This window comes from Micromonospora sp. S4605 (genome assembly GCF_003176715.1).
Lineage (GTDB): Bacteria > Actinomycetota > Actinomycetes > Mycobacteriales > Micromonosporaceae > Micromonospora > Micromonospora echinaurantiaca.
In genome coordinates, this window is record NZ_QGSW01000074.1 from 1 (window position 1) to 19,568 (window position 19,568).

Annotated in this window: 17 protein-coding genes and 1 riboswitch; of the genes, 14 read left to right on the forward strand and 3 right to left on the reverse strand. The window is 73.4% G+C overall.

The genetic code is table 11. From position 1 onward, the window contains the following. Positions 1 to 28: 28 nt before the first annotated feature. The 9 genes from DLJ47_RS04080 to truA all read left to right on the forward strand — a co-directional run bounded on the left by DLJ47_RS04080 (position 29) and on the right by truA (position 5,662). Positions 29 to 553, forward strand: a complete 525-nt coding sequence (locus DLJ47_RS04080) for a DUF1707 SHOCT-like domain-containing protein (protein WP_199235690.1) — start codon at positions 29 to 31, stop codon at positions 551 to 553. 359 nt (positions 554 to 912) lie between these two features. Beyond that, entirely contained in the window at positions 913 to 1,134 is a 222-nt protein-coding gene (gene infA / locus DLJ47_RS04085) for a translation initiation factor IF-1 (protein ID WP_007073013.1), read from the forward strand. Between the two features lie 88 nt (positions 1,135 to 1,222). Then, a complete protein-coding gene (gene rpmJ, locus DLJ47_RS04090) occupies positions 1,223 to 1,336 on the forward strand; it encodes a 50S ribosomal protein L36 (RefSeq protein ID WP_012184307.1) in 114 nt (37 codons plus the stop codon). A gap of 263 nt (positions 1,337 to 1,599) precedes the next feature. Beyond that, positions 1,600 to 1,980: a 30S ribosomal protein S13 gene (gene rpsM / locus DLJ47_RS04095; RefSeq protein WP_109898768.1), complete on the forward strand. Its 381-nt coding sequence runs from the start codon at positions 1,600 to 1,602 to the stop codon at positions 1,978 to 1,980. 18 nt (positions 1,981 to 1,998) lie between these two features. Beyond that, complete coding sequence (gene rpsK / locus DLJ47_RS04100) at positions 1,999 to 2,406, forward strand: 30S ribosomal protein S11 (RefSeq protein WP_007073011.1); 408 nt, start codon at positions 1,999 to 2,001, stop codon at positions 2,404 to 2,406. 14 nt (positions 2,407 to 2,420) lie between these two features. Beyond that, positions 2,421 to 3,047 (forward strand): 30S ribosomal protein S4, encoded by a 627-nt coding sequence (rpsD, locus tag DLJ47_RS04105; RefSeq protein WP_109898769.1) that lies wholly within the window; start codon positions 2,421 to 2,423, stop codon positions 3,045 to 3,047. Between the two features lie 98 nt (positions 3,048 to 3,145). After that, positions 3,146 to 4,168 carry a DNA-directed RNA polymerase subunit alpha gene (locus DLJ47_RS04110; RefSeq protein WP_088991893.1) on the forward strand — a complete coding sequence of 341 codons (1,023 nt, stop codon included), beginning with the start codon at positions 3,146 to 3,148 and terminating at the stop codon, positions 4,166 to 4,168. A gap of 34 nt (positions 4,169 to 4,202) precedes the next feature. Beyond that, entirely contained in the window at positions 4,203 to 4,763 is a 561-nt protein-coding gene (gene rplQ / locus DLJ47_RS04115; protein ID WP_109898770.1) for a 50S ribosomal protein L17, read from the forward strand. A 68-nt stretch (positions 4,764 to 4,831) separates the two neighbouring features. Further along, on the forward strand, positions 4,832 to 5,662 hold the full coding sequence (truA, locus tag DLJ47_RS04120; RefSeq protein ID WP_109898771.1) for a tRNA pseudouridine(38-40) synthase TruA: 831 nt from the start codon (positions 4,832 to 4,834) through the stop codon (positions 5,660 to 5,662). 321 nt (positions 5,663 to 5,983) lie between these two features. On the opposite strand, the gene DLJ47_RS36590 is transcribed toward truA, so the two are convergent. After that, positions 5,984 to 7,273, reverse strand: coding sequence for a hypothetical protein (locus DLJ47_RS36590; RefSeq protein ID WP_233257645.1), 1,290 nt, complete (start codon positions 7,271 to 7,273; stop codon positions 5,984 to 5,986). Positions 7,274 to 7,412: 139 nt separating this feature from the next. On the opposite strand from DLJ47_RS36590, the gene DLJ47_RS04130 reads away from it, so the two are divergent. From DLJ47_RS04130 to DLJ47_RS04140, 3 genes are read left to right on the forward strand one after another with little or no spacing between them, the layout of a single operon-like run. Continuing rightward, positions 7,413 to 8,018, forward strand: a complete 606-nt coding sequence (locus DLJ47_RS04130; RefSeq protein ID WP_109898772.1) for a class I SAM-dependent methyltransferase — start codon at positions 7,413 to 7,415, stop codon at positions 8,016 to 8,018. A gap of 41 nt (positions 8,019 to 8,059) precedes the next feature. After that, positions 8,060 to 9,739 carry an ATP-binding cassette domain-containing protein gene (locus DLJ47_RS04135; RefSeq protein ID WP_109898778.1) on the forward strand — a complete coding sequence of 560 codons (1,680 nt, stop codon included), beginning with the start codon at positions 8,060 to 8,062 and terminating at the stop codon, positions 9,737 to 9,739. Positions 9,740 to 9,795: 56 nt separating this feature from the next. Continuing rightward, positions 9,796 to 10,740: an aldo/keto reductase gene (locus DLJ47_RS04140; protein ID WP_109898773.1), complete on the forward strand. Its 945-nt coding sequence runs from the start codon at positions 9,796 to 9,798 to the stop codon at positions 10,738 to 10,740. A 181-nt stretch (positions 10,741 to 10,921) separates the two neighbouring features. On the opposite strand, the gene DLJ47_RS04145 is transcribed toward DLJ47_RS04140, so the two are convergent. Then, a complete protein-coding gene (locus DLJ47_RS04145; RefSeq protein ID WP_233257646.1) occupies positions 10,922 to 11,458 on the reverse strand; it encodes a hypothetical protein in 537 nt (178 codons plus the stop codon). A gap of 70 nt (positions 11,459 to 11,528) precedes the next feature. Continuing rightward, positions 11,529 to 17,453 (reverse strand): ThuA domain-containing protein, encoded by a 5,925-nt coding sequence (locus DLJ47_RS04150; protein ID WP_109898774.1) that lies wholly within the window; start codon positions 17,451 to 17,453, stop codon positions 11,529 to 11,531. 324 nt (positions 17,454 to 17,777) lie between these two features. Beyond that, positions 17,778 to 17,887, forward strand: a riboswitch (TPP riboswitch). On the opposite strand from DLJ47_RS04150, the gene thiE reads away from it, so the two are divergent. After that, the gene (gene thiE / locus DLJ47_RS04155) at positions 17,882 to 18,508 is read left to right on the forward strand and encodes a thiamine phosphate synthase (protein ID WP_109898775.1); all 627 of its coding nucleotides are present in this window, start codon (positions 17,882 to 17,884) and stop codon (positions 18,506 to 18,508) included. Its footprint overlaps the riboswitch before it by 6 nt. Then, positions 18,502 to 19,568: glycine oxidase ThiO (thiO, locus tag DLJ47_RS04160; RefSeq protein WP_109898776.1), on the forward strand; the 1,067-nt coding region annotated here is incomplete at its 3' end. The genes thiE and thiO, both read left to right, overlap by 7 nt.

Sequence of the window (19,568 nt, forward strand, 5' to 3'; positions counted from 1 at the left end):
GTGGTGGGGTGGTGGCATGCTTGCGGGCATGGAGAGGCGGGACGGGATGCGGGCCGCCGATGCCGACCGCGCGGCGGTGGCCGACCGGCTGCGGGCGGCGCTCGACGAGGGCCGGCTGAACCTGTACGAGTACGACGAGCGGTTGCAGCAGGCCTATGCCGCCCGCACGTACGCCGAGCTGGACGCGCTGGTGCGGGATCTGCCGGCGGTGGCGCCCCCGGCCGCGGCCGCGCTCGCGGAGCCGGTGGAGGCCACCCCGGCCCGCCCGGCGACCGCCCGCTGGCTGGCCGAGGTGTGGATGCCGTACCTCCAGGTGGTGCCGATCGTCGTGGCGATCTGGGCGATTTCCTCCCTGTTCGCCCGCGATCTGCTCTATTTCTGGCCGGGCTGGGTGGCCGGGCCGTGGGGCGCGGTGCTGTTGGTGCGTACCGTCACTGGGCTGGCCGGGGGCGAGCCGCGGCGGTGGGTGGCCGAGCGTGAGCGCCGGCGCCGGCGGAAGCTGGCGAAGCGGGCCCGCCGGCAGGCGCTGGAAGCCGGCGGCCCGGACGACTAGCGACCCTGGCGCCCCGTGGCCGGGGCTCCGTCCACCAGCCGGCGACCGGTCCGAGCGCGGCGTGCGGCGCGGCCGGTGAGCGGGCGGCGGCTGGCGGAGCGAGCACCCGGCGTGCGGGTCGGGGCCGGCCTTATGCCGGATTTGCCCGGTACGGTGAATCCGCTGGTGGCCGGTTTGGCGACGGCGCGCAGGCGCGCGTACACTGACTGATCGGCGCACAGCGTCCACTCCGGCATGCCCACCAAGCGCTTCGGTGGGACTCGGAGCCGCGGCTGGCGCGGGCTTTCTGATCATGGTCAGTCACCCGTGTAAGACGTTGTGGGCCGTCCGGAGCAACCGACGTCAGGACAGCGGAGGACATGCCGAAAAAAGACGGAGCCATCGAGATCGAGGGTCGGGTGATCGAGCCCCTGCCGAACGCCATGTTCCGGGTGGAGCTCGCGAACGGCCACAAGGTGCTGGCTCACATCAGCGGCAAGATGCGGCAGCACTACATCCGCATCCTGCCGGAGGACCGGGTCGTCGTCGAACTCTCGCCGTACGACCTGACCCGCGGGCGCATCGTCTACCGCTACAAGTAAGCCTGACGACGGCCGGGCCGTCCCGTGTCCGTCTTCGACGTCCGGGTCGCACCTCGCGACTCCGGGCCAGATGGGAAGTAAGGCAACCGTGAAGGTCAAGCCGAGCGTCAAGAGGATCTGCAACAAGTGCCGGGTCATTCGCCGGCACGGCCGGGTCATGGTCATCTGCACCGACCCGCGCCACAAGCAGCGCCAGGGCTGAACCAGTCCCACCGGCCGTGACACGGCCGGTCGGATCGGTCCGGGCCGCGGATCCAGACAACAGATCACCTAGCTCGTCCCAGCCGCGAGAGGTGCGCATCGCGTACATCTGCGTGGTTGACCCCCGGTCGGAGGCCGGGGCCCGCTCGGGCAGCGGCCGATCCCGGTCGCCGGCGCGGAAGGCGCCGGAAGGACGGGACGGTCGGTAGCGGGATGGGACGGGTCCACACCTCCGCCAGAACACCACGAGGAGTACGCCCGCACATGGCACGTCTAGTCGGCGTCGACCTCCCCCGCGACAAGCGGATGGAGATCGCGCTCACCTACATCTTCGGCGTGGGTCGCACCCGCGCCCTGGAGACGCTCGCCGCCACCGGCATCTCGCCGGACAAGCGCGCCCGGGACCTCACGGACGAGGAGCTGGTCCAGCTCCGCGACCACATCGAGGGCAACTACAAGGTTGAAGGCGACCTGCGCCGCGAGGTCGCCGCTGACATCCGCCGCAAGGTCGAGATCGGCTGCTACGCCGGCATCCGGCACCGCCGGGGCCTGCCCGTGCGTGGCCAGCGGACGCGTACCAACGCCCGCACCCGCAAGGGCCCGAAGCGGACCGTCGCCGGCAAGAAGAAGCCCGGCAAGAAGTAACTAGGAGCGCACAGACTTATGCCACCGAAGGCTCGTGCCGGAGCCGCCGTCAAGAAGGTCCGGCGCAAGGAACGCAAGAACGTCGCCCACGGGCAGGCGCACATCAAGAGCACCTTCAACAACACCATCGTGTCCATCACGGACCCGACCGGTGCGGTCATCTCCTGGGCCTCCGCGGGCCAGGTTGGCTTCAAGGGCTCCCGCAAGTCGACCCCGTTCGCCGCGCAGCTGGCCGCCGAGGCCGCCGCGCGTCGGGCGATGGAGCACGGCATGCGCAAGGTCGACGTGTTCGTCAAGGGCCCCGGCTCCGGCCGGGAGACCGCCATCCGTTCGCTGCAGGCCGTGGGCCTGGAGGTCGGTCAGATCTCCGACGTGACCCCGCAGCCGCACAACGGGTGCCGTCCGCCGAAGCGTCGCCGGGTCTGAGAGGTTAGAGAGAGATGGCTCGTTACACCGGTGCTGACTGCCGCCGTTGCCGGCGGGAGAAGATGAAGCTGTTCCTCAAGGGCAGCAAGTGCGATGGCCCGAAGTGCCCGTTCGAGTCCCGGCCGTTCCCGCCCGGGCAGCACGGCCGCGGCCGCACCAAGGAGACGGAGTACCTGCTCCAGCTCCGTGAGAAGCAGAAGGCCCGCCGCGTCTACGGCGTGCTGGAGAAGCAGTTCCGCGGTTACTACGAGGAGGCCGTGGCCAAGCAGGCCAAGACCGGTGAGGTCCTCCTGCAGATCCTCGAGTCGCGGCTGGACAACGTGGTCTACCGGGCTGGCTACGCCAAGTCCCGGGATATGGCCCGTCAGCTGGTCAAGCACGGTCACTTCACGGTGAACGGCAAGAAGGTCGACATCCCGTCGTACCGCGTCAAGGAGCACGACATCATCGAGGTGCGGGGCAAGAGCAAGGAGCTCACCCCGTTCCTGGTGGCGCAGGCCGAGGCCGGCTCGCGGACGGTCCCGGCGTGGCTGGAGGCGATCCCCAGCCAGATGAAGATCCTCGTGCACTCGCTCCCGGCCCGGCAGGTCATCGACACCCAGGTCCAGGAGCAGCTGATCGTCGAGCTCTACTCCAAGTAAGAGCTCGTTGCGGTGGCCCGCCCCAGCCGGGGCGGGCCGCCGGAACGGTTTGTGTCGTGGGCGTCATATGGCGGGCGCCCCGGAAGAGAAGAGAAGACATGCTCATCAGCCAGCGACCGACCCTCTCCGAGGAGTCGATCAACGAGACCCGGTCCCGGTTCACCATCGAGCCGCTGGAGCCGGGCTTCGGCTACACCCTGGGCAACTCGCTGCGGCGCACGCTGCTGTCGTCGATCCCGGGTGCGGCGGTGACCTCGATCAAGATCGACGGTGTGCTGCACGAGTTCACCACGATCCCCGGGGTCAAGGAGGACGTGGTCGAGCTCGTCATGAACATCAAGGAGCTCAACGTCAGCTCCGAGCACGACGAGCCGGTCAGCATGTACCTGCGCAAGCAGGGCCCGGGCGACGTGACCGCGGGTGACATCCAGCCGCCGGCCGGCGTCTCGGTGCACAACCCGGACCTGAAGCTCGCCACCCTGAACGGCAAGGGCCGGCTCGACATGGAGCTGACCGTCGAGCGGGGCCGGGGCTACGTCACGGCGGCGCAGAACAAGCAGGCCGGCGCCGAGATCGGCCGGATCCCGGTCGACTCGATCTACTCGCCGGTGCTCAAGGTCACCTACCGGGTCGAGGCGACCCGGGTCGAGCAGCGGACCGACTTCGACCGGCTGATCATCGACGTCGAGACCAAGCCGTCGATGGGCCCGCGTACCGCGCTGGCCTCCGCCGGGTCGACGCTGGTGGAGCTCTTCGGGCTGGCCCGGGAGCTGGACGAGACCGCCGAGGGCATCGACATCGGGCCGTCCCCGCAGGACGCCCAGCTGGCGGCGGACCTGGCCCTGCCGATCGAGGAGCTGGACCTGACCGTCCGCTCCTACAACTGCCTCAAGCGCGAGGGCATCAACACCGTTGGTGAGCTCATCGGGCGTACCGAGGCCGACCTCCTCGACATCCGCAACTTCGGCCAGAAGTCGATCGACGAGGTCAAGATGAAGCTCGCCGGGATGGGGCTGGGGCTGAAGGACTCGGCTCCGAACTTCGATCCGGCGCACGTCGTGGACGCCTTCGGCGAGGCCGACTACGACACCGACGACTACCGCGAGACCGAGCAGCTCTAGTCCGCGCTGCCGCCACACCTGAGGAGCACCAAGCATGCCCACGCCCACCAAGGGCCCCCGCCTCGGCGGCAGCCCCGCGCACGAGCGGCTGATGCTGGCCAACCTGGCCACCGCGCTGTTCCAGCACGGCAAGATCCAGACCACCGAGACGAAGGCCCGGCGGCTGCGTCCGCTGGCCGAGCAGCTCATCACCAAGGCCAAGCGCGGCGACCTGGCGTCCCGCCGGCGGGTGCTGGGTGTCGTCAAGGACAAGGACGTGGTCTACGCCCTGTTCGACCAGATCGCGCCCCGGTACGCCAACCGCAACGGTGGCTACACCCGGATCGTGAAGACCGGTCCGCGCAAGGGTGACGCCGCGCCGATGGCGATCATCGAGCTGGTCGAGGAGCTGCAGGTCGCCGAGCCGAAGGCGAACAAGAAGACCGCCGCCCGCAAGGCGGCCCAGCAGGACAAGGTCGAGGCGCTCGCCCCGGCGGAGGAGACCCCGAAGTCGAACGCGGGTGACCAGGACGCCGAGCCGCCGGTGTCGGCGTCCGGCGACACCCCGGCCGCGCGCGAGGACAGCGACGAGGCCGGCGAGAACGACAAGGCCTGAGTCAGGCCACCGGCGGGCCCGGCATCCCTCACGGGGTGCCGGGCCCGACCCATGAGGCGGAGGTACGAGTGGACGAGCGCACCCGGCTGCGGTTGGACGTCGCGTACGACGGCACCGACTTCTCCGGCTGGGCCGCCCAGCCGACCCGGCGTACGGTCGCCGGGGTGCTCGTGCAGACCTTCGACCTGGTGCTCGGCGCGGGCGTCGCGACCGGGCTGACCGTGGCCGGCCGGACCGACGCCGGGGTGCACGCCACCGGCCAGGTCTGCCACCTCGACCTGCCCGCCGCGGTCTGGCGGGAGCGGGCGGGGACGCTGCTGCGCCGGCTGGCCCGGCTGCTCCCCACCGACGTGCGGGTACGCGCGATGACCGAGGTGCCGGCCGACTTCGACGCCCGGTTCTCGGCCACCTTCCGCCGCTACGAGTACCGGGTCACCGACGCCCCGTACGGCGCGGAGCCGCTGCGCCGGCACGAGATCCTGGCCTGGCCCAAGCCGCTCGACCTGGACGCGCTGAACGCCGCGGCGGCCGGGCTGGTGGGGGAGCACGACTTCGCCGCGTACTGCCGGCGGAAGGAGAACGCCACCACGCTGCGCGAGGTGACCCGGCTGGACTGGCGGCGCGACCCGGACGGGGTGCTGGTCGCCACCGTGCAGGCGGACGCGTTCTGCCAGGCGATGGTGCGCAGCCTGGTCGGCGCGATGCTGGTGGCCGGGGACGGCCGTCGGCCGGTGGACTGGCCGGCGGGCCTGCTGACCCGGCGGGAGCGGTCCAGCGAGGTGACCGTCGCGCCGGCGCACGGGCTCACCCTGGTGGCGGTCGGCTACCCCGACGACCCGGCCGAGTACGCCCGCCGCGCCGAACTCACCCGCCGGCTCCGGGTGCCGACCGAGTCCTGACCGCCGGCCCGGTCCGGCCGCACGCCGCCCGGCCGGCCCAGCCTCCTCGCCGAGCGGGTAAGCCGCCTACCCAGGCGCGGCCTGGTCCGGCCGGGCCTGGCCCCTGGCCGGCCACGTCGCCCGGGCCAGCTACCCAGGCGCGGCCTGATCCGGCCGCCTGATCCGGCCGCCTGGCCCGCTCGCCGACCACGCCGCACCGGCCGCCTCGCGCCGGTTGCCCGGAGCGATCCGGCCGGATCTGACCCGGCTCGTCCGGCGCGCCGGCCCGCGCATGCGACGGGTGCGCGGCCGGTGGCCGCGCACCCGTGCTCGTCGGCGCGGTCAGTTGCCCGAGCGCTCGTCCTCCTCGGGGCGGCCGTTGTCGGCGCCGGTGCCGTCGTCGGTCCGGCCCGCCGTCGGCTGGCCGGCCACGCCGCCGTCGGCCCGCCGTTCCAGCACCCCCTGGTTCAGGTGCAGCTCGATCATGTCGAAGAGGATCTCGCGGACCGCGGTGTCACCGGACCTGATGGTCTCGCCGTCGGCCCGGGCGACCACCGCGTAGGCGAGGTAGTGGCCGCGTACCTGCCAGCCCACCCGGGCGGGGGCGGTGGCCATCGCCTCCGTACCGGCGTCGGCGGCCATGCCCCGGAACCGGCCCTGCCGCTCGTCGAGCAGCTGCCGGATCCGGTCCCGGGCCCGCTCGGCGCTGGCCCGGTCGGTCAGGTTGAACAGGCCGGCGGTGACCAGGTGGTCGCGGTCCGGGGTGCGCAGCGTGGCCCGAACCACCTGGCTGCAGCCGAGCCGGACCAACAGGTCGGCGACCTCGTCGGTGGCCGCCACCGCGCAGCTGGCGCTGGACTGGGTCTTCAGCACCTGGTACGCGGGCTGCCCGTCGCTGACCGTCAGCTGCTTGCCGGGGAAGACCTCCTTGGCGGTGAGCGGCGCCTGGTCGGTGTCCCGGGAGTCGAGGTAGTCGGCCTCGGGTGCGGCGGACTGGGCGACGCCCGGCTGGTTGGTGGGCTCCGTCGTCGGGTTGCCGGTGCGGTCCATCAGCAGGGCGGCGGCGCCGAGACCGCAGAGGGCGAGCAGCACGAGGACGGCGGCGCCGCCGATGAGCACCTGCCACATGCGACCGCCGCCGCGGCGGGGCGGTACCGGCTCGGCCGGCCCGGCGGTGGCGTAGCCGCCCGGCGACTCGGTCGGCGGCGGAGAGTACCGCTCGGGCCGGGGCGACTCGGCGGGCGGCGCGGCGGGCGGCGCGGCGGAGGTCGCCGCGGGGGATCGTTCGACCGGTGGCGGCGGGGAGTAGGTCTCCGCGAAGGATCGCTCCACCGGTGGAGGCGCGGCGTAGCCCGCGGTGCGGGGCGGTTCGCCCGGCGGCACCAGGTCCCGCGGCGGTACCGGGTCACGTGGCGGCACCGGGTCACGTGGCGGCACCGGGTCACGTGGCGGCGCCGGTTCGTCGGCGGGCGGCAGCGCCACCCGGGTGGCCCGGGGCAGCGACGGGGTCGGGAAGCGGGACGGGGAGGGCCCGGCCGGTGGTGGCGGACCGGCGCCGAGCACCGACCGGTCGGACCCGGACCCCGGGTACTCCACGTATGCGTCCTCATCGGACTCGTACCGATACACCATGTCGCCCAGAGTAGGAGTGATTGTCCCTTTAGGGGGTAATAATGGGAAATTGTCGTGCGCGGCGTTTCGTGTCGTGCTGCACCCGCCGGCCAGGCGGCCCCGGCCGGCGTCGCCCACCGGCGGTGCGAGAATTGCCGGCGTGACCGGCGACCACTACTTCACCGCTGAACCCGCGACCGCCGCCGCGCCGCGCGAGGTCGAGTTCTCCGTCGCCGGCCGCGACTACACGCTGACCTCCGCCGGCGGCGTCTTCTCCGCCGACCGGCTCGACCCCGGCACCGCCGTACTGCTGCGCAAGGCCGACCTGCCGGCCCCCGGCACCACCGGTGACCTGCTCGACCTCGGCTGCGGCTTCGGGCCGATCACCTGCGTGCTGGCCGACACGGCACCGGCGGCGACGGTCTGGGCGGTCGACGTCAACGAGCGGGCCCGGGCGCTCACCGCCGCCAACGCGGCGCGCACCGGCGCCGCCGACCGGGTACGCGTCGCCGCCCCGGACGCCGTACCGGACTCGGTGACCTTCGCCCAGCTCTGGTCCAACCCGCCGATCCGGATCGGCAAGGACGAGCTGCACCGGCTGCTGCTGCGCTGGCTGCCCCGGCTCGCCCCGGACGGGGTCGCCTGGCTGGTGGTCGCCCGGCACCTGGGTGGCGACTCGCTGCACCGGTGGCTGGTCGAGCAGGGCTGGCAGGTGGAGCGGCGGGCCAGCCAGAAGGGCTACCGGGTGCTGCGCGTCACCCGGTAATTGGTTGGGCCGCCCGGCGGGTGCTCGGGCAGGATGCCGGCGTGGGATACGTGGACGTGGCAGCGGTCGGGCACACCCTCCCCGACGGCCGGGAGCTCTTCGCCGACGTGTCGTTCCGGGTCGGCGAGGGCGCCAAGGTCGCGCTGGTCGGGCCGAACGGCGCCGGCAAGACCACCCTGCTGCGGATGGTCGCCGGCGACCTGCCGGTGAAGACCGGCGCGATCGCGCGTACCGGGGGGCTGGGCGTGATGCGCCAGTTCATCGGGATGATCGGCGACGAGTCGACGCTGGCCGACCTGGCGCTCTCGCTCGCCCCGCCGGCGTTGCGCGACGCCGGGCACCGGCTCGCCGCGACCGAGGCGGCCATGCGGGCGGCCGAGGTGCGCGGCAAGTACAGCACCGCCGCCGGCAAGGCCCAGCTGGCGTACGCGGACGCCCTGGCGGCCTGGGGCGAGGCCGGCGGGTACGACGCCGAGGTGCTCTTCGACACCGTCGCCACCATCGTGCTCGACCTGCCCTGGGACGCCGCCCGGGAGCGCCCGGTGCGCACCCTATCCGGCGGCCAGCAGAAGCGCTTCGCGCTGGAACTGCTGCTGCGCGGCCCGGACGAGGTGCTGCTGCTGGACGAGCCGGACAACTTCCTCGACGTGCCCGGCAAACGCTGGCTGGAGGGGCGGCTGCGCGAGTCCGGCAAGTCGGTGCTCTACGTCTCCCACGACCGGGAACTGCTGGCGCACACCGCCGACCGGGTGGTCGCGGTGGAGGGCGGCAGCGCCTGGGTGCACCCGGGCGGCTTCGCCAGCTGGCACTCCGCGCGGGTGGCCCGGCACGCCCGGCTCGACGAGCTGCGCCGACGCTGGGACGAGGAGCACCAGAAGCTCAAGGAGCTGGTGCTGATGTACAAGCAGAAGGCCGCGTACAACGATGGGATGGCCTCGCGTTACCAGGCCGCGCAGACCCGGCTGCGCAAGTTCGAGGAGGCCGGGCCGCCGCCCGTACCGCCGAAGGACCAGGACATCCGGATGCGGCTGACCGGCGGGCGGACCGGCAAGCGCTCGGTGATCTGCGACAAGCTGGAGCTGGACGGCCTGACCTACCCGTTCGACCTGGAGATCTGGTACGGCGACCGGGTGGCGGTGCTCGGCGCCAACGGCACCGGCAAGTCGCACTTCCTGCGGCTGCTGGCCCGCGGCGGCACCGACCCGGACCCGGCCAACGGCCCGGTCGACGGCGCCGCGGCGCTCGCCCCGGTGGCGCACGACGGGGTGGCCCGTCTCGGCGCCCGGGTGCGGCCCGGCCACTTCTCGCAGACCCACGACCGGCCGGAGTTGATGGCGAAGACCCTCGTCGAGATCCTCTGGCGGGGCGACGACCACCGGGCCGGCATGGACCGGCACGCGGCGATGGCGGCGCTGTCCCGCTACGAGCTGGCCGGGCAGGGCGACCAGCGGTTCGGCACCCTCTCCGGCGGCCAGCAGGCGCGCTTCCTGGTGCTGCTGCTGGAGCTGTCCGGGGCGACCCTGCTGCTGCTCGACGAGCCCACCGACAACCTGGACCTGGCCAGCGCGGAGGCCCTCGAAGCCGGGCTGGCCGCGTTCGAGGGCACGGTGGTCGCGGTGACCCACGACCGCTGGTTCACCCGCTCGTTCGACCGGTTCGTGCTCTTCCGGGGCGACGGCGAGGTGGTGGAGACCCCCGAGCCGGTCTGGGACGTCGGCTGAGCCGTCCACCGGGCGGCGGAACGCCCGGCCGGCATAGGGTTGATCTCGTGACTGAGATGACCTACCGCCGGCTGGGCGACTCCGGGCTCGTGGTGTCCGTGGTCGGCATCGGCTGCAACAACTTCGGCCGCAAGCTCGACCTCGACGGCACCCGGGCGGTGGTCGACGCCGCGCTGGACGCCGGGATCAACTTCTTCGACACCGCCGACATCTACGGCGAGCCGCAGGGCGGCTCGGAGGAGCTGCTGGGCCAGGCGCTCAAGGGCCGCCGGGACGACGTGGTCGTGGCCACCAAGTTCGGCATGGACATGCACGGCATGAACGGGCCGGACTTCGGCGCCCGGGGCGCCCGCCGCTACATCGCGCGGGCGGTGGAGGCGTCGCTGCGCCGGCTCGGCACCGACCACATCGACCTGTACCAGATGCACGAGCCGGACCCGGGCACCCCGATCGACGAGACCCTCGCCGCGCTGGACGACCTGGTCCGCGCCGGCAAGGTGCGCTACCTGGGCAACTCCAACTTCGCCGGCTGGCAGATCGCGGACGCCGACTGGGTGGCCTCGTCCGCCGGCCGGACCCGGTTCATCAGCGCGCAGAACCACTACAGCCTGCTGGAGCGCTCCGTCGAGGCCGAGGTCATCCCCGCCTGCGAGCGGTTCGGGCTCGGCATGCTGCCGTTCTTCCCGCTGGCCAACGGGCTGCTCACCGGCAAGTACCAGCGGAACCAGACCCCGCCGCCCGGCAGCCGGCTCTCCGCCGGCGGCCGGTACGCGCAGCGCCTCGCCGCCGCCGACTGGGACACCATCGAGGCGATCGAGGCGTACGCGGACGAGCGGGGGCTGTCGATGCTCCAGGTGGCCATCGGCGGGCTGGCCGCCCAGCCCGCGGTGACCTCGGTGATCGCCGGCGCCACCACGCCGGAGCAGGTGTTCGCCAACGCCACCGCCGGCGCCTGGCAGCCCACCGACGAGGACCTCGACGCCCTGCGCGCCATCCTCTGACCTCCGACGGACCGGCGGCCGCACGGAACGCCCGGGCAGCCGCCGCCGTCAGCGGTGACCGACGCCGCGCCGACGGGGCGGCGCGACCGCAGCGGAACACCACCACGTCGGCGCAGTGGCGAGCCCACCGACAAGCCACCAGCACGCCCGGGCGTCGCCGCTCGGCCCGGGATCGAGGGCGTCAGGCGCGGCGGCGCCGGGCGAGCGGCACCGCCACCGCCAGGACGGCGAGCCCGAGGCCGGCCAGCGCGAGCGGCCACCACCGGGCACCCCCGTCGCGGGCAGTGTCGCCGGTGCCGGCCGCCGGTGCGGTCGCCGCGACCGGCGCGGGCGCCGGTGGCGGCGACTGTGCGGTCCGCGCCTCCACCTGGGCGCTGGCCTCGCCCCGGTGCGGCGCCGGGGCGCTCACCGTGACCCGCCACCGGCCGGGGGAGAGGATCGGACCGCTGGCGTAGAAGCCCTGACCCTCGGCGGCCGGTTCCAGTTGCACCGGCCCGACCCGCCGGCCGTCCGGACCGGTGGCGTTGAGGGTGAGCCGGACCACCTTGTCCAGGCGGTGCCCGTCGGCGTACACGGCCTGCACGGTCACCCCGTCGGCCCCGTCGCCGGCCACGGTGAGCTTGAGTTTTCCGGTGTGCGCGGCGGCCGGCGTGGTGGCCAGGAACGCCAGGGCCAGTCCGACGAGCGCGGCGGCGATCGCCTGCCAGGTACGCGTCACGGGCGTCTCCTCACGGGACGTGCGGGAGGTCCCCTTCCCACCGCCGGCGCGGTGGGAAGGGGACCGCGGATCAGAGCCGGCGGCCGGGGGCGATCCGGGTGGGATCGCCACCGAGCCGGCCGGCGCCGTCGACCGGTTCACCGTCGTTCGCCCGGACGCCGGCCTCGCTGGCCGCGCCGCCGAGCCGGACGATCATGGCGTCGGCATCCCGGACCAGGGTGTCCCGGATCTCGGCCTCGGGCACCAGGGTGGCGTCGGCGGCGAGCGCCCGGAAGGCGGTCAGCGCCTTGATCGCCCGCTCGTCCTTGCCGGCCGCCTCGGCCTTGCGCGCCTCGTCGAGCTTCGCCGACAACTGCTTGTGCGCCTTGGTCGAGAGCCGGCTCGTCGCCTTGAACCGGTCCAGCAGGTTCTGCATGTCCCGGAACGAGGTGGTGACGAAGAACCGGACCTCCGAGGTGGTGACGTTGCCCGCCTTGTCGGTCGCGGTGACGGTCAGCTCGTGCAGGCCGAGCGGCAGCTCGTACATGGCCTGCAGGGTGCCGCTGGCGTACGGCCGGCCGTCCAGCTCGCCGACCACGGACGCGATGCCCGAGGTCGGGTCGACCGCCTGCCAGGACACCCGGACGTCCTGGCTGTCGCCGTAGAGCTGGCCGTCGGCGATCCCGGACACCAGCAGCGTCGGCTTCGTGCCGTCGATCCGCAGCACCGCCGACTTGAGCGTCTCGGCGTTGCCCGCGTTGTCGGTGGCCCGGAACAGCAGCTCGTGCTGCCCGTCGCCGGTCACCTCGACCGGCGCCGAGTACGGCGTCCACGCGCCACCGTCCAGCGCCCACTCCACCGTCTTCACCCCGGAGCCGGCGTCGGTCGAGGTCAGCACGACCGGGATGGTCCCGTCGTGCCAGCCCTCGTCGTTGGCCGGCGCGAACGTCGCCGAGGTGACCGGCGCGGTGGCGTCGATCCGGACCGTGACGGTCTTCGTCGACTCCACGTTGCCCGCCTGGTCGGTCGAGCGGAACCGCAGCTCGTGCTCGCCGTCGCCGCTGACCGGCACCGGACCGGTGTACCCGGTCCAGGTGGTCGCCCCGTCGAGCTGGTACTCCGTGCCGGCCAACCCGCTGCCACCGTCCTCGTCGGCGGCGGTCAGCGTGACGGTGACCGGGCCGGTGTGCCAGCCCTCGGTCGGGGTGCCGGAGACGGTGGCCGTGGTCACCGGGGCGGTCCGGTCGGCCGCCTCGGTGGTGAGCCGGAAGTAGTCGAACGCGGCAGTCTTCGACGCGGTCTGGTTGGCGCCGAGGGTGAACAGACCCACCTTCGGCGTCGCCCCGACGGCGCTGTTGGTGAGCGTCGTCAACGGCGTCCAGGCCGTCCCGTCGGCCGAGTACGACGCGGTGAAGGTGTCGCCCGTGCGGGCCAGCCGCAGGTACCACACCGACCCGGTCAGGTTGCCCGCCTCCGGCTGCGGGTTCTGCACCGCGCCGCCGATCTCGCTGCGGAACTCGATCCGCCGGGTCACCGGCTGCCCGGGCTGGTTGTCGACGATGTAGTCGAACTTCAGGTAGTTGTCGTCGTCGGCGTGCACGATCAGGCCGGCCTGCTGGTACTGCTCGTTCAGCAGGCTGCCGTCGACCTTCGTCTCCAGCGTCCAGTCACCCGACGGGGCGTTCTGGAGGATGAAGTTCGCCGGCCCGGAGTTGCCGGAGCCGTAGATGTCGCCGTTCGGCACGTCGATCCGCAGCGCGCCGCCGGTCACCCGGTAGCCCGTCGGGTTCTCCCGCAGGATCGCGTCCCACCGGCACTTGTCCAGCGCGTCGCCGGTGAACTCGTCCGACGGGTCGACGGGTCCGGCCGGGGAGTCCGGCGAGACCTGGAACCAGTCGAAGGCCGCCTCCACCACCGGCGCGTCGGTGCCGCCGTTGAGGGCGAAGAGCCCGATCCGCGGGTTGGTGATGCCGGCCAGCTCGGCGGACCGGCCCACCGGGGTGAACGTCTGCCCGTCGGCCGAGACGGCCGCTGTCAGGTTCGTCCCGTCGCTGGTGAGCCGCAGGTGCACGGTGTCACCGGCTGGCGCGGCGGTGCTGTCCGCGGCCTCGTTGCGCGGCGCGCCGGCGGTCTCCCGGATGAACTCCACCCGCCGGCTGCCCGAGTAGAGCAGGTCCAGCTTGGCGTAGTTCTCGTCGTCGCCGTACACCAGCAGGCCGGCCTGCTGGTAGTTGGCCGTCAGCGGCAGGGTGACCCGGGTGGTCGCCTGCCAGGCGCCGGCCGGTGCCGGCTGGAGCACCAGGTTGGTGGCGTCGTTGCGCCCGCCGTAGAGGTCGCCCACCGCGGTGGGCAGCCGGAGCGCGCCGTCGGAGACCGAGTACAGCTGGTTCTCCCGGACCACGCTGGTCCACCGGGCCCGGTCCAGGCTGGTGCCGGTGAAGTCGTCCGAGCGCGCCCCGAAGCAGGACGTGTTCGGCGCGTCCACCCGCACCGGCACCGTGGTGTACGACCTCGCGCCCTTGCTGTCGGTCACCGTCAGGGTGGCGGTGAAGGTGCCCGCGACGGGGTAGGTGTGCGTGGCGTCCAGGGTGGACGCCGTGCCGCCGTCACCGAAGTCCCAGGCGTACGTCAGCGGGGTGTCGCCCTCGGCGTCGGTGGCCGTGCCGTCGAACGCCACGGTGACCGGCGCGGTGCCGGTCGTCGGGGTGGCGGTGGCGGTGACCACCGGCGGTGCGTTCTCGGTGACGCCCCGGCCGAGGAAGTCCATCCAGTTGACGTTGAGCAGCGACCCCGCGCCGCCGTTCGGGTCCTTCGCCACGAAGTACAGCGAGCCGCTCGCGGCGCCGGTGACCGGTGCCGTCACGTCCGTGTACGTCTGCCAGGCGCCGGTGCCCGGCACGGTGGCCGAGGTGACCAGCGGCCCGTCGACCGCGCCCGCGTGGACCTCGATCCGGCCGCCGCTGGTGGCCGAGGCCGCCCGGAACCGGATCGACGTGATGTTGGTCAGGTCCGCCGGGGCGAGCGACCACCAGTCGCCGTCCTCGATAAACCCGATGTTCTGGCCGCCGCCGGCGGGGTCGCCGGTGGTTTCGCGCTGCACGCCCGGGTCCCCGCCGCCGGTCGAGCCCGGCGCCCGGCCGGTGGCGTTGTAGTACTCGGCCTGCTTGCGCTTGGGCTGGAGCTGTTCGATGGCCCGGCCGGTGAGCGGCCCGGCGCCCTCGACGCCGCCCAGGTCGGTGTAGGTGGCCTCGAAGACGGCGAAGACGTTCGCCTCGGCACCGTGCCCGGAGGCCAGCGACGTCTGGACCGTGCCGGTGCAGCCGGTGTGCTGCTCCAGCGGGTGGGCGTGCTCGTCGTGACCGAGCAGCACCTGGAGCCGGACCCGGTCGCAGTCGATCTCCCCGTCCTCCGGGTCGGTCACCGTGACCGTGTAGCGGACCTGGTCACCCCAGTCGAAGAAGCCGCCGTCCGGCGGGAACTCGATGGTCACCGTCGGCGCGGTGTTGCCCACGGTGACCGGCACGTTGGCCACCGCGGTCCGGCCCTTCGGGTTGGTGACGGTCAGCTGCGCGTTGTACGTCCCGGGCTCGGCGTAGGTGTGCGTCGGGTTCGCCTCGGTGGAGGTCTGCCCGTCGCCGAACGCCCAGGCGTAGCTGAGCGTGCCGCCGTCCGGGTCGCGGGAGCCCGCGCTGGAGAAGGCGACGGTCAGCGGCGCTGGACCGGAGGTCGGCTGGGCGCTGGCCTCCGCGATCGGGGCCCGGTCGCCGGCGATGTAGTCGATCCGGTAGACGCCGGAGTTGTCGTTGTTGCCGCCGAAACCGCTGCCCCACTCGATGAGGTAGAGCGCGCCGTCCGGGCCGAACTCGAAGTCCATCGGCCGGAGCATGGTCATCCCGGTGAGGAGCTGGTTGATGTCGACGAGGCTCCTGCCGTCCGCGGTGAGCTGCATCGTGTACATCTTCGACTGGTTCCACTCGCCGAAGAGCGCCTTGCCGTCGTAGTACGCCGGCCACTTGCGGTCCGAGTTCAGCTCGGCGTCGTACCGGTAGACCGGGCCGCCCATCGGCGCCCCGCCGCCGCCGATCTCCGGGAAGCGCGGGTTGCCGCTGTAGTCGTAGTCGACGGTGGCCGGGATGGCCGGCGGCAGGTTGGTGAGACCGGTGTTGTTGGGCGAGTCGTTCACCGGCGCGGCGCAGTCGAACTTCGGCCCGCTCGGGCCGGACGGGAAGGTGTAGTCGTTGTAGGCGTAGTTCGCCCCGGTGCAGTACGGCCAGCCGTAGTTGCCCGGGGTGGCGACGATGTTCCACTCGACAGTGCCCTCCGGGCCGCGGTCCGGGTTGGCGGCGCTGGCGTCCGGCCCGTAGTCGGCGACGTAGAGGGTGTCGGTGCCTGGGTCGATGCCGATCCGGAACGGGTTGCGGAAACCCATCGCGAAGATCTCCGGCCGGGTCTTCTCGGTGCCCGCCGGGAACAGGTTGCCGGTCGGGACGGTGTACGTCCCGTCGTCCTCCGGGTGGATCCGGAGCACCTTGCCGCGCAGGTCGTTGGTGTTGCCGGAGGTGCGCTGCGCGTCGTAGTCCTGCCGTCCCGGCCGCTCGTCGATCGGGGTGAACGCGTTCGACTCGAACGGGTTGGTGTTGTCGCCGGTGGCCAGGTAGAGGTTGCCGGCGCTGTCGAAGGCCATGCTGCCGCCGGCGTGGCAGCAGGTGTTGCGCTGGGTGTCCACCCGCAGGACCTGCTTCTCGCTGGCCGGGTCGATGCTGTCGCCGGTCACCGTGAACCGGGAGAGCAGGTTGCGGGCGATCCCGTCGTTCGGGGCGTAGTAGAGGTAGACCCAGTTGTTGGTGGCGAAGTCCGGGTCGAGCCGGATGCCGATCAGGCCGTCCTCGTTGCCGGTGAAGACGTCCAGGTCGAGCGCGGTGACCGTGCTGCCGGTGTCCGGCTTGACGATCTGCACCCGGCCGTCGCGCTCGACGTAGAAGACCCGCCCGTCCGGGGCGACGTCCAGCTCCATCGGGTTGCTGGTGTTGCTGTCCAGGGTCACCTTCTCGAAGCTGCTGGTCAGCGAGGCGCCGCAGTCGGCGTCCGCCACCCCGGCCGCGGATCGGATGCCGCCGAGCAGGTGGGTGAGGAACTGCGGCTCGGCGTACGACTCGCGGGTGTGCCCGCCGCCGGTGTACCAGGCGCGACCGCCCTCGAAGTCGTGGCACCAGGCGATCGGGTGGTCGGCGCCCATCGCCCCCGCGCCGGGGGAGTAGCTGGTCTCGTCCAGGCTGGCCAGCACGTGCACGTCGGGACGCGGGTTGGACTGGTAGTTGTACCACTCGTCGAACCGGGACCAGCGCTCCGGCAGCCCGGCGGTGGCCGGGTGGGCGTGGTCCTCCACCTTGACAGTGGCCTGCTGGTTGGCCGGGTGGCTGGCGAAGTACGCGCCGACCAGGTCGCCGTACCAGGCCCAGCTGTACTCGGTGTCCGAGGCGGCGTGGATGCCGACGTAGCCGCCGCCGGCGCGGATGTAGCGCTCGAAGGCGGCCTGCTGCTCGCCGTCGAGGACGTCGCCGGTGGTGGAGAGCCAGATCACCGCACGGTACCGGGCGAGGTTGTCGTCGCTGAACGCGGCGCCGTCCTCGGTCGTGTCGACGGTGAACCCGTGCTCGGCGCCGAGTTGCTGGATGGCGGCGACGCCGGTCGGGATGGAGTCGTGCCGGAAGCCGGCGGTCTTCGAGAACACCAGCACCGAGAACGGCTCGTCGGCCGCCGGCGCGGGTGCTGCCAGCGGCGCGGCGGGCGCCTTCAGCGGCTCGGCCGGCGCGGCTGGCGCCTTCAGCGGTGCGGCCTGCGCGGCTGGCGCCTTCAGCGGTGCGGCCTGCGCGGGGGGTGCGGCCTGCGCGGCGGGTGCGGCCTGCGCGGGGGGTGCGGCCTGCGCGGCGGGGGCGCCGAACAGGGTGCTCGCGGCGAGCGCGAGGGGTAGCAGGGTGGCCAGGACGGGTGTGCGGGCACGACGAGATCGGGACACGCCGCCTCCTATGTCGCGGTGGACAGGGGATCGCGGGGGCCGGCTCGCCGAAGACCGTCCCGGATGGACCGGAGCGAACACCGTGCCAGGATGTCCGCGCCGGCATTTTGTCGAATCGCTGAACAAATTAATCCCGCTGGATGCGTTGCGGGCAAGATGCCGGCCGGTAACGGTTTCGCAACGGCGGGCGACATTCCGAACAGGACCGTACGAAGTGCTCAGTCGTCGGGACGCATCGAGGGTCGTCCGCCGCGCCGGCCCCGGCGCCGCCCGGTTGGCGGACCCCGCCTTGGCAGGCCGGCGGATCTGTCGTACGGTGACACGGACGTAACCCACGGGAGCCCGGTGGACCGGGCTGAGAGGGGGGCTGACAGCCCCCGACCGTCGAACCTGATCCGGGTAATGCCGGCGCAGGGAGGAGTGTTGCCGTGCCGTCCCTTGGGCGACTGCATCTGGTCACCGACACCCGACCCGGGCGGGATCCGCTCACCGTCGTCCGGGCCGCCCTCGCGGTGGCCCGCGCCGAGCTGGTGGTGCAGGTCCGGGTGGAGGACTCCGCGACCGACCGGGAGGCGTACGACCTGGCCCGCCGGGTGCTCGCGCTCTGCGCCGGGTACGACGCGACCTGCCTGGTCAACGACCGGCTGCACGTGGCGCTGGCGGTGGGCGCCGGCGGCGGCCACGTCGGCGCGGACGACCTGCCGGTCGGCGCGGCCCGTCGGGTGCTCGGCTCCGCCGCCGTGCTCGGCGCCACCGCGCGTGACCCGGGCACCGCCACCGAGGCGGTCGCCGCCGGCGCCAGCTACCTCGGCGTCGGCCCCTGTCACCCGACCGGCACCAAGACCGGCCTGCCGGACCCGATCGGCCCCGCCGGGGTGGCCGCGGTGGCCGCCGCGGTGGACGTGCCGGTGATCGCCATCGGCGGGGTCACCGCCGCGACCGTGCCGGCGCTGCGGACCGCCGGGGCGTACGGGGTGGCGGTGGTCGGCGCGCTCTCCGGCGCCGCCGACCCGGGCCGGGCCACCGCCGAGCTGCTCCAGGCATTGACGTGCTGACCAGCGGCCGGCCGGACGTGGCGGTGGTCGGCGCGGGGCCGATCGGGTTGGCCGTCGCCTGGCGCTGCGCGGCCCGCGGGCTGCGGGTGGTCGTGCACGACCCGGACCCGGGTTCGGGGGCGTCGGCGGTGGCCGCCGGGATGCTCTCCCCGGTCGCCGAGGCGTACTTCGGCGAGCGGGAGCTGACCGGGCTGCTCTGCGACTCCGCGGCCCGCTGGCCGGCGTTCGCCGCCGAGCTGACCGAGGCCACCGGGCTGCCGCTCGGCTACCGCACCGAGGGCACCCTGATGGTCGGGCTCACCGCCGACGACCTGGCCGAGGCGGGCCGGCTCTGGGCGTACCAGCAGGAGCTGGGGCTGCCGGTGACGCCGCTGCGCCCGACGCAGCTGCGCGACCGCGAGCCGGCGCTGGCGCCCCGGGTGCGCGGTGGCGCGCTGGCCCCCACCGACCACCAGGTCGACCCGCGGCTGCTGGTGCCGGCGCTGCTGGCGGCGGCGACGGCGGCCGGCGCGGTGCTGGTGCCCCAGGCGGTGCGTGCGCTGTCCGAGCTGGACGCCGGGGTCACCGTGGTGGCGGCCGGCTGCGGCGCGGCCGCGCTGACCGGGCTGCCGGTCCGGCCGGTGAAGGGGCAGGTGCTCCGGCTGCGCGCGCCCGGCGGCGAGGCGCCGGGCTTCCAGCACGTGATCCGGGGGTACGCCGACGGCGAGCACGTCTACCTGGTGCCCCGGGCGGGCGGCGAGGTAGTGGTCGGGGCGACGGTCGAGGAGCGCGCCGACCGGACGGTCACCGCCGGCGCGGTGCTGCGCCTGCTCCGCGCCGCCGTCGACCTGCTTCCCGAGCTGGCCGAGTACGACCTGGTGGAGACGGTGGCCGGGCTGCGTCCCGGCACGCCGGACAACGCCCCGATCCTCGGCCCGCTGCCCGGCCGGCCGGACGTGCTGGCCGCCACCGGCCACCACCGACACGGCATCGTGCTCACCCCGGTCACCGCCGACCTGATCGCCGACCTGGCCGCCGGCGGCGACCCGGACCCGCTGCTCGCCCCCTTTGCCCCGATGGG